The 9506-nt window shown below is 61.2% G+C and carries 11 protein-coding genes; 5 read left to right on the forward strand and 6 right to left on the reverse strand.

Features of this window, described 5'->3' with window-relative positions; all coding sequences use genetic code 11:
* Positions 1 to 288: 288 nt before the first annotated feature.
* The gene (locus QRN50_RS25110) at positions 289 to 1743 is read right to left on the reverse strand and encodes a TrkH family potassium uptake protein (RefSeq protein WP_003369828.1); all 1455 of its coding nucleotides are present in this window, start codon (positions 1741 to 1743) and stop codon (positions 289 to 291) included.
* Between the two features lie 173 nt (positions 1744 to 1916).
* Between QRN50_RS25110 and QRN50_RS25115 the strand changes: the two genes are divergently transcribed.
* Positions 1917 to 2477 (forward strand): nitroreductase family protein, encoded by a 561-nt coding sequence (locus QRN50_RS25115; protein WP_003404145.1) that lies wholly within the window; start codon positions 1917 to 1919, stop codon positions 2475 to 2477.
* Here the strand turns inward: QRN50_RS25115 and QRN50_RS25120 are convergent, their stop codons facing one another.
* The 5 genes from QRN50_RS25120 to QRN50_RS25140 all read right to left on the reverse strand — a co-directional run bounded on the left by QRN50_RS25120 (position 2478) and on the right by QRN50_RS25140 (position 6231).
* Positions 2478 to 3827 (reverse strand): sensor histidine kinase, encoded by a 1350-nt coding sequence (locus QRN50_RS25120; protein WP_011268526.1) that lies wholly within the window; start codon positions 3825 to 3827, stop codon positions 2478 to 2480.
* 86 nt (positions 3828 to 3913) lie between these two features.
* Positions 3914 to 4399, reverse strand: a complete 486-nt coding sequence (locus tag QRN50_RS25125) for a hypothetical protein (RefSeq protein ID WP_003404142.1) — start codon at positions 4397 to 4399, stop codon at positions 3914 to 3916.
* A 170-nt stretch (positions 4400 to 4569) separates the two neighbouring features.
* Positions 4570 to 5247 (reverse strand): response regulator transcription factor, encoded by a 678-nt coding sequence (locus QRN50_RS25130; protein WP_003404140.1) that lies wholly within the window; start codon positions 5245 to 5247, stop codon positions 4570 to 4572.
* Positions 5248 to 5333: 86 nt separating this feature from the next.
* Positions 5334 to 5633, reverse strand: coding sequence for a YciI family protein (locus QRN50_RS25135; RefSeq protein WP_003404138.1), 300 nt, complete (start codon positions 5631 to 5633; stop codon positions 5334 to 5336).
* A 1-nt stretch (position 5634) separates the two neighbouring features.
* Positions 5635 to 6231: a septation protein A gene (locus tag QRN50_RS25140; RefSeq protein WP_011268525.1), complete on the reverse strand. Its 597-nt coding sequence runs from the start codon at positions 6229 to 6231 to the stop codon at positions 5635 to 5637.
* Positions 6232 to 6296: 65 nt separating this feature from the next.
* On the opposite strand from QRN50_RS25140, the gene QRN50_RS25145 reads away from it, so the two are divergent.
* Genes QRN50_RS25145 through scpB form a run of 4 tightly spaced genes read left to right on the forward strand, consistent with a single transcriptional unit; the run spans position 6297 to position 9404 of the window.
* Positions 6297 to 7160, forward strand: coding sequence for a PHP domain-containing protein (locus tag QRN50_RS25145; protein ID WP_003404134.1), 864 nt, complete (start codon positions 6297 to 6299; stop codon positions 7158 to 7160).
* 13 nt (positions 7161 to 7173) lie between these two features.
* A complete protein-coding gene (locus tag QRN50_RS25150) occupies positions 7174 to 7803 on the forward strand; it encodes an L-threonylcarbamoyladenylate synthase (RefSeq protein WP_003404133.1) in 630 nt (209 codons plus the stop codon).
* Positions 7803 to 8621 (forward strand): segregation and condensation protein A, encoded by an 819-nt coding sequence (locus QRN50_RS25155; RefSeq protein WP_003404131.1) that lies wholly within the window; start codon positions 7803 to 7805, stop codon positions 8619 to 8621. Before QRN50_RS25150 ends, QRN50_RS25155 begins: the two co-directional genes overlap by 1 nt.
* 15 nt (positions 8622 to 8636) lie before the next feature.
* The gene (gene scpB, locus QRN50_RS25160) at positions 8637 to 9404 is read left to right on the forward strand and encodes an SMC-Scp complex subunit ScpB (RefSeq protein WP_003404130.1); all 768 of its coding nucleotides are present in this window, start codon (positions 8637 to 8639) and stop codon (positions 9402 to 9404) included.
* Positions 9405 to 9506 lie beyond the last annotated feature (102 nt).

Consider the following 9506-nt stretch of genomic DNA (forward strand, 5'->3'; position numbering starts at 1 on the left):
CCTTGGGTTTTTACACAGTCTGGGCCATGGATGGCCCGTTGCGGCGACCCCCGGAGCAGTGACAGGGCGAAGGAACCCGACGAAGTCGGGCCGGAAACAGGAGTGAAAGGATTTGGTTACTTTGGCCTCATCAAAGTAACTCGCCGAGGGGCGAAAAGGTGACCTGAGCCGAATATCAATCCACCTGACATCGCAGAGCCGGGGTGTGACGCGGAGCGTCACGAACTGCATTCCCGCGCGGAGCATGGGGACGATAAATAATGCCTTGCCCGCGGTCTCTGCCAGGCCTCAATGCCGCCAGAATGCCGGTACACAGAGCACCAGCACAGTAATGATTTCCAGACGGCCAAGCAGCATACCGCCGGACAGAATCCATTTGGCCGCATCCGGCAGGGTAGAGAAATTGCCCGCCGGCCCAATGACCTCACCCAGCCCTGGCCCCACACCCGATACCGTACTGGCAGCGCCAGTCAGCGCAGTCATCCAGTCCAGCCCGAGCAGCGACAGCATCAGCGCGATCAGACAGATAGTGATCGTGAAGAAAAACGAAAAGGTCAGGATCGAGCGCACGATCTCGTCGTCCAGCCGATGGCCGTTGTATTTCTGCTTCATCACCGCGCGCGGATGGATCAGTTGATTGAGGTTGGTCTTGAGCAGAATGTAGGCCACCTGAAAGCGGAAGATCTTCACTCCGCCCGCTGTCGAGCCGGAACAGCCGCCGATAAAGCCCAGATAAAAGAACAACATCAGCGAGAAGTTGCCCCACAGGCTGTAGTCACCGAGTGCAAAACCCGTCGTCGTCACCACCGAAGTCACGTTCAGCGCGACATGGCGCAGCGCCTCGGTCCACGGCAGGTCCGTGGTGTTGGCGTACCAGACGGTCATGACCAGCCAGGTAATCAACAGCAACCCGATCAGGCCCTGAACCTGCTCATCCTTGATCAACGCCTTGCGGTTGCCGCGCAGGGTCGCGACATACAGGGTAAAGGGCAGGCTGCCGAGGATCATCACCACGATCGCCACCCAGTGCACCGCCGGTTGCGGCCATTTGGCCAGCGACTGGTCGGAAGTGGAGAACCCGCCGGTGGAAATCGCCGACATCGCATGGTTGATCGCGTCGAACAGACTCATGCCCGCCGCCCAGAAAGCCAGGCTGCCCAGCGCGGTAAAGCCCACGTAGGCGAGCACGATGAACTTGGCCACCATGTGCGAGCGGGGCATGACCTTTTCCGAGCGGTCCGAGGACTCGGTCTGAAACAGACGCATGCCGCCGATGCGCAGCAAGGGCAGAATCGCCACGGCCATACCGATGAAGCCGATACCGCCCAGCCAGTGCAGCATCGAACGCCAGATCAGAATGCCCGGTGACATGCTGTCCAGGTTGCTGAGTACTGTCGAGCCGGTGGCCGTGATGCCGGACATGCTCTCGAAGAACGAGTCGGTGTAACTGATGTGCTGGGTCAGCAGAAAGGGCAGGGCGGCAAAAATGCATACCACGATCCAGCTGGAGACGGTCAGCATGTACATGTCCCGCGGGCGCAACTGAACGTTGTCGGGACGTCCGGGCACCACCAGCGCCAGGCCGGCGATAAAGGTGATGGCGCTGGCCCAGAGAAACTCGCGCAGGTCTTCGAAACGGTCGTAGATGACCAGCGTGGCCATGGGTACGATCATGGCAACAGCCAGGGTGATCAGGAAGATGCCGATAATGAAACCGATGATACGCAAGGTCGGCAACGACATGACAGGCTCTGGCTGGTGTGAGGAAAGGCGCCATTCTACCTGCGCTTGAGGGCATGTAAACCGGCGCGGCCGAGGACCGGCTGCAAGCGCAGAGGTAACGAATTGTCCGTCGCACTCGTTATTGACGCTAAACAGGCTCTAGAATGCTCGATCACTTTTCAAGGAGACAGTCCATGCAGGCGCTCGACGTTTTGCTCAATCGTGTATCGGTTCCACGACTGGTCGACCCGGCCCCGGACGCTGCGCAGCGGGAAATCCTGTTCGGTGCCGCATTGCGCGCCCCGGATCATGGACAGCTCAAGCCGTATCGTTTTCTGACGGTCGAAGGCGCGGCCCGTGAGCGCATGGGCGAGATGCTGGCGCAGGCGCTGCAGGAGAGTGGCGCAGAAGTTACCCCGCAGGCGCTGGAAAAGGCCCGTCTTGGCCCGTTTCGCGCACCCTTGGTGGTGGTCGTGATCGCGCGCTTGCAGGACCACTTCAAAGTCCCGCACTCAGAACAACGGATCACCGCCGGATGCGCCGCCCATGGTGTGTTGCTGGCAGCTTATGCACTGGGTATCGGTGCGGTCTGGAGGACTGGCGAGCTGTCCTATGCGCCGCAGGTAGCCAAAGGCTTCGGCCTTGAAGCCGGCGAAGAAGTGCTCGGCTTTCTGTATCTGGGCACCCCGCTGAACCCGCCGCGCGAAGCACCAAAAGTCGATACGGGCGGGTTTGTCAGCGAGTGGCAGGGCTGATCAGACCGACGATGAACCGAGCGGCTCTCTGGGCAGATCCAGCGTGGCGATAAACCCGCCGTCCGGGTGATTGCCCAACATCAGAGTGCCGCCATGTCGTTCCGCTGCGCGTTTGGCGATCGCCAGCCCCAGACCGTGACCCGGCGTGGTCTGGCCGGGGGCGCGGTAAAACGGCTCTCCCAGTTGTGTCAGGTGTTCGTCGGCAACCCCCGGGCCATGATCACGAACGCTCAGACGGATGTGATCGCCCACCAGCGTTGCCTGCAGATCGATGCTCTGGCCGCTCGGGTTGAAGCGCAACGCGTTGCGCAGCAGGTTGTCCAGCGCACGTTCGATCATGTCCGGCCAGCCTTTGAACTGCAGGTTGTCCTGCACCTCGACGCGAATATTCTGGTCGACACCGTCCAGCTGTGTGTCACTCTTCAGGCGCTGCAGCAGGGCTTCGATGTCGACGGGCTCAGGGCCACGAAGCTCGGCGTCGAGGCGTGCGAGGGCCAGAATCTCGCTGATCAACGCCTCCAGCCGGTCACATTCACGACCCAGCCGTGGCCAGAGCTTTTCACGCTCGGCAGGCTCCGCGCGTTCCGCCAGCGCCAGAGCGATGCGCAACCGGGCCAGCGGTGAGCGCAGTTCATGAGACACATCGCGCAGCAACTGGCGCTGGCTGCCAATCAGGCTTTGCAGGCGCGCACCCATGCGGTTGAAGTCCTTGGCCAGCACGCCGAATTCGTCACGGCGGTTGGCCAGCTGTCCGAGGCTGTGCTGTTGATAGCTGGTTTGCCCCAGGTCGTACACTGCGCCGCGCAGGCGGCTCAGCGGTCGGGTAATCGACAGCGTCACGAACAGGCTGAACAGGGTCAGCACCACCAGGGCAATGCCCAGCGCGCTCAACGGCCACATCAGACTCTGACGGTGCCACTCGTCGAGCTCCGGGTGCGGAACGCGGTAGATAAACAGGTAGGTTTCGCCGGTCTTCGGGCTGCTGTACTCGGTGGCCAGGCGGCGCCAGGGCAGTTTGCGCCCCTGATCGTCGTCTTCCCGCTGCCGCGCTTCCAGGGCTGCGGCGCGGGGCGGGAAGGTGCCGCGCACCATCGGCTCGCCGCTGTCGCTGAGCACTTGCGTGTCGATACGATTGCGTCGTTTGATGTCCTGAAGAAATTCCTGAGCGTTATCCGCGCCCTTGTCCTCGAAGCGTTGCGTCCACTGTTCGGGCAACGAGTTGAGCACCGGATGACGACTGAGGATCCACGCATCCTGATTGAGCATATGCCCCATGAGCACCGACAGGCCGCCTACCAGAGCGATGGCCAGCCAGAAGCTGGCCAGGATTCGCCAGAACAATGAACGCACGGGATTTCCTCGGTCTCAGTAAAAAAGCCCGGCATGCGCGCGCATGCCGGGTTGTGTTCAACTCACCGGGCCGCGAGGCCTGATGGTTACAGCGTTTTTGCTGCTTTTGCCGCTTTCCAGGCCTTGAACTCGGCCCATTCGGCGCGACGCTCATCTTCTTTCTTCTTGATTTCGTCAAACAGCTTCTGCTGGTCAGGCCTCAGCAGTGCACGAACTTCGCTGTCGGTCTTGGAGCGTTTGGCTTCGATTTCGTCGTGCATTGCTTTCTGGTCGGCAGCAGGCATTTTTTCCAGGTAGCTTTGAGTGATTTCGCGGCGCTCATGCTTTTGCTCGCGCATCAGGCGTTCGATCTGCTGACGCTGTTCACGTGTCAGGTCCAGCTCAGCCATCGGTCCCATCGGGCCAGGGCCGCGATCCATACGTGGGCCAGGGCCTGGGCCGCGGTCATCGCGATCCATGTGCATGGCAGGTCCGTCAGCATCCGGGCCACCGGCAGGTGGTGCTGGTGGTGCAGCCATGGCAATGGTCGGCAGGGCAGTGGCAAACATCAAAGCGATCAGGGTCTTGCGCATTGTGTATCTCCTTGTCTCTAGTGCGGCTCGATGCCGATGAGCCCAGTTTAGGGAGATCAAGGTCAAGCGCAGTCAGCGCTTGGTAAAGCTTGTGTAAGGGCAGCTGCAAGTTGTCAGCTTCAAGCTTCAAGCCAGAAGCGCTCTGCTTGTAGCTTGCAGCTTGTAGCTGCTCAAAGAGCATAATAATAGCCGCGGCTGCGCAGTGCGACGATGCGCGGGCGGCCGTCGGCGTGCGGGCCGATTTTCTTGCGCAGGTTGCTGACGTGCATGTCCAGACTGCGGTCGTACAGGGTCAGTTTGCGGCCCAGGGCCAGTTGCGCCAGTTCCTGCTTGTCCAACGGCTCGCCGGGCTGGCGCATCAGCGCTTCCAGCAAACGGCTTTCGGACACGGTGAGGGTCAGTTCCTTCTCGTCGACACTGACCACGCCGCGCATCGGGCTGAAAGTCAGGTCGCCCAGTTCGAGCTGGCTGGACGACGCCACCGGATGGCTGCGGCGCAGCACGGCGCGCAGGCGGGCGGTGAGTTCGCGAGGGTCGCAGGGCTTTGCCAGGTAGTCGTCAGCGCCCAGCTCCAGACCCAGAATACGGTCCAGCGGCTCGCCGCGTGCCGAGAGCATGACCACCGGCAGGTCAGGGTGTTCGGCGCGTAATTGCTTGAGCAATTCCAGACCACTGCCATCGGGCAGCATCACGTCCAGCACCACGGCCGCCGGGGCAGCGTCGGCCAATGCCTTGCGCGCGCTGTTCCCGTCGTGACAGGCGCGTACCTGAAAGCCTTCCTGGCTCAGCCAACTGCTCAGCAGCTCGCACAGCTCCTGATCATCATCAATTAGTAACAGCTCGCTCATGACTCACTCAATTGGCCACTACCGGGGTGCAGCGTGACTCTGCCTCGATCAGAAAGCAGAGCTGTTAAGAAGTCGGTCGGGCAGGCTCAGGGCATAACCTGCTTGAACGGCTTGACCACGACGTTGGCGTAGACGCCTGCGGCCACGAACGGATCGGCTTCGGCCCACGCCTTGGCGGCGCTTTGCGATTCGAACTCCGCAACGATCAGGCTGCCGCTGAAACCGGCAGCGCCCGGGTCGTTACTGTCGACTGCCGGGTGTGGACCGGCCAGCACCAGACGGCCTTCATCCTTGAGCGCGTTGAGGCGCTCCAGGTGTGCCGGGCGAACGCTGAGGCGTTTTTCCAGCGAGTTTTCGACGTCGGTGGCGATGATTGCGTAGAGCATGTCAGTCCTCGGATTTGGGCGTATTGGGAGTGGTGTCATGCAGGTGGCGTGACAGGTAGATCCCCTGGCCGACCAGGAAGATCAGGGTCATGCCCAGACTGCCGAATACTTTGAAGTCGACCCAGAATTCCTGATAAGTGAACGCCACATACAGGTTGGCTGCGCCACAGAACAGGAAGAATATGATCCAGGCGATGTTGAGCCGGGTCCAGATCGCCGCCGGCAGGGTCAGTGCATGACCCATGATGCGCTGGATAAGCGGACGGTCGCCGATGAAATGACTGCCGGCGAAGGCGACTGCAAACAGCCAGTTGACCACCGGTGCTTTCCATTTAAGGAAGGTTTCGCTGTGGAAGGCCAGGGTCAGGCTGCCGAACACCAGGCACGCCACCAGGGTGAGCCACTGGCTTTTTTCCAGCTTGCGCTGTTTGACGTAGAGAATGCCGTAGACCACCACCGAACTGATGATCAGCATCGCCGTTGCACTGAAAATGCCGCCTACCATATAGGTATTGCCGAGGATATCCACGGCGCGCGGCTCGGTTTTGTAAACGATGAAAAACAGCAGCAGCGGGATGAAGTCGATGAATTGTTTCACAATGGCAGCCAGAAGCAGGATGTGGCGGCATAATAACAAACATCAATGAACACGAAAGCATCACTATGAATGTAGACCTGCACTGCCACAGCACCGCTTCCGACGGGGCGCTCTCGCCCACGGCACTGGTTGCGCGTGCTCATGAAAACGGCGTGCGCGTCCTTTCGCTGACCGACCACGACACCCTCGAAGGGCTTGAAGAGGCCCGTGCGGCCGCGCATTCATTGGGTATGCAACTGGTCAACGGGGTGGAGCTGTCCTGCACTTGGGGCGGGGCGACGATCCATATTCTGGGGTACGGATTCGATACCCGGGCCCCGGCGCTGACCGAAGCCATCAGCCGTTTGCACGAAGGACGCTGGCTGCGTGCGGAAGAAATCAGCCGCAAACTGGCGATCAAAGGTATGCCAGGGGCGCTGGAAGGCGCGCGCGCGATTCAGCAGGAGCTGGGTGACAGCGGTAATGCGCCTGCGCGTCCGCACTTTGCCGACTTCATGGTGCGCTCGGGCTTCGTCAAGGATCGCGCCGAGGCATTTCGCAAATGGCTGGGCGCGGGCAAACTGGGCGATGTGAAACAGCACTGGCCGACGCTGGAAGACACGGTAGCCACCTTGCGGGCGTCGGGTGCATGGGTCAGCCTCGCACATCCTTCACATTATGACTTTACCCGCAGTAAACGGCGTAAACTGGTCGGCGATTTCGTCCAGGCCGGTGGGCACGCCATAGAAGTGGTCAATGGCATGCAGCCTGCCGATCAGGTCGGCACCCTGGCCATCCTTGCCCGCGAGTTCGGTCTGCTGGTTTCCGCCGGCAGCGACTTCCACGGTCCTGGCACCTGGGGCGAAATCGGCACTTATCGCCCCGTGCCTGAAGATCTACCGCCTTTGTGGTGCAGATTCAAACATGAACAGCCTACTGCCTCCGTCTGAACAGGAAGTAATCGTGAGTCAATTTTTCCAGGTCCATCCGGAAAACCCGCAGCCGCGCCTGATCAAACAGGCCGCTGAAATCATCAAGGCCGGCGGGCTGGTGGTGTACCCGACAGATTCGTCCTATGCACTGGGTTGCCAGATCGGTGACAAGAGCGCCATCGAGCGTATCCGCCGCCTGCGCCAGCTGGACGACAAGCACAACTTCACCCTGATGTGCTGTGATCTGTCGCAACTGGGGCTGTTTGCCAAGGTCGACACCGGCGCGTTCCGCGCACTGAAGGCGCACACGCCAGGGCCATACACCTTCATTCTCAACGCCACCCGCGAGGTGCCGCGTCTGGTGCTGCACCCCAAGCGCCGCACCATCGGCCTGCGTGTGCCAAGCCATCCCATCGCCCAGGCCCTGCTGGAGCAATTGGGCGAGCCGCTGATGAGCGTCAGCCTGATCATGCCGGGCGACAGCGTGCCCCTCAGCGATCCCTATGAGATGCGCCAGGTTCTCGAGCATCAGGTCGACCTGATCATCGATGGCGGGATCGGCGGTATTTCGGCGTCCACGGTCATTAACCTGGCTGAGGGTGAACCCCAGATCGTTCGGGTTGGTTGCGGTGATCCGACGCCTTTCGGTGAACGCGCCTGATGACAGCCGTCGAGTCGGTGGACAGCCAGGCAGACGCCCAGCAGGAACTGCCGTTCGCGCTGGTCTATGGGCGTGCTGTCACGCAGATGCCGCTGGACCTGTACATCCCGCCCGACGCGCTGGAGGTTTTTCTCGAAGCGTTCGAAGGGCCGCTCGACCTGCTGCTGTACCTGATCCGTAAACAGAACATCGACATCCTCGATATTCCCGTGGCCGAGATCACCAAGCAGTACATGGGTTACGTCGAGCTGATGAAAACCGTGCGGCTGGAGCTGGCTGCCGAGTATCTGGTCATGGCCGCCATGCTGGCCGAGATCAAATCGCGCATGCTGTTGCCGCGTTCGGCGGAAGTCGAAGAGGAAGAAGGCGATCCGCGCGCCGAGCTGATTCGCCGCTTGCAGGAATACGAGCGCTTCAAGGCCGCCGCCGAGGGCATCGATGGCCTGAGCCGGGTGGGGCGCGATGTCATCGTGCCAAAACTGGACGCTCCCGAAGCCCGTGCACGCAAGTTGCTGCCGGATGTCAGTCTCGAAGAAGTGCTGATGTCGATGGCCGAAGTGCTGCACCGCGGCGACATGTTCGAAAGCCACCAGGTCAGTCGCGAGGCACTGTCCACCCGCGAGCGCATGAGCGATGTGCTGGAACGTCTCAAGGGCGGCGGTTTTGTGCCGTTCGCCGAGCTGTTCACTGCCGAAGAAGGGCGTCTGGGTGTGGTCGTGACGTTTATGGCGGTGCTTGAGCTGGTCAAGGAATCCCTTGTCGAGCTGGTCCAAAACGAGCCCTTTGCGGCGATCCATGTCCGGGCGCGAGCCGAGTAGAGCTAAAACACACCCATGAATCTCAACGAACCTCGCGAACTGGCCCCGTTGCTTGAAGCATTTCTGCTGGCCTCCGGAAAACCGCAGACGCTGGAGCGGCTGTATGAGCTGTTTGAGGAAGGCGAGCGCCCTGAACCTCCGGTGTTCAAAAAGGCGCTTGAGGTGTTGCGCAAGTCTTGTGAGGGGCGCGCTTTCGAGCTCAAGGAAGTGGCGTCGGGTTATCGTCTGCAGATTCGTGACCGCTTTTCGCCGTGGGTCGGGCGGTTGTGGGAAGAGCGGCCCCAGCGTTACTCCCGGGCCATGCTGGAAACCCTCGCGCTGATCGCTTACCGCCAGCCGATCACGCGGGGCGAGATCGAAGATGTGCGCGGTGTTGCGGTCAACAGCCACATCGTCAAAACCCTGCTCGAGCGCGAGTGGATTCGCGTGGTGGGCTACCGTGATGTGCCCGGCAAACCGGCCATGTTCGCGACCACCAAGGGCTTTCTCGACCACTTCAACCTCAAAAGCCTCGACGAACTGCCGCCGCTGGCCGACCTGCGCGAGATGGAAACCGAGCCAGTGCTGGATTTCGAAGAGGCGCCGGTGCCTGCGCACCTGCAAGCCCTGGCCGACGCCAGCCTCGACCCGGACGCAGAGCCCGAAGCCCCGCGTGACGAAACCAGCTTCCGCAGCCTGCTGGTGGAACTGGACTCGATGGAGCAGGGCCTCAAGACCGACTTCGACGACCTGCTACGCGCGGAGCCAGAGCCTGAAGACGACAAAGGCGACGATGAGGTCTGATTGACTAGCGCTCCCACGCTGAAGCGTTCAGCGTGATACACAAGTCTCGTGGGAGCCAACTGTCTTTCATCATCCCCCGATGAATGGGCATTTTATAATGCC

The sequence above is a fragment of the Pseudomonas sp. MEJ108 genome (assembly GCF_030208985.1).
Taxonomy (GTDB): domain Bacteria; phylum Pseudomonadota; class Gammaproteobacteria; order Pseudomonadales; family Pseudomonadaceae; genus Aquipseudomonas; species Aquipseudomonas fragariae.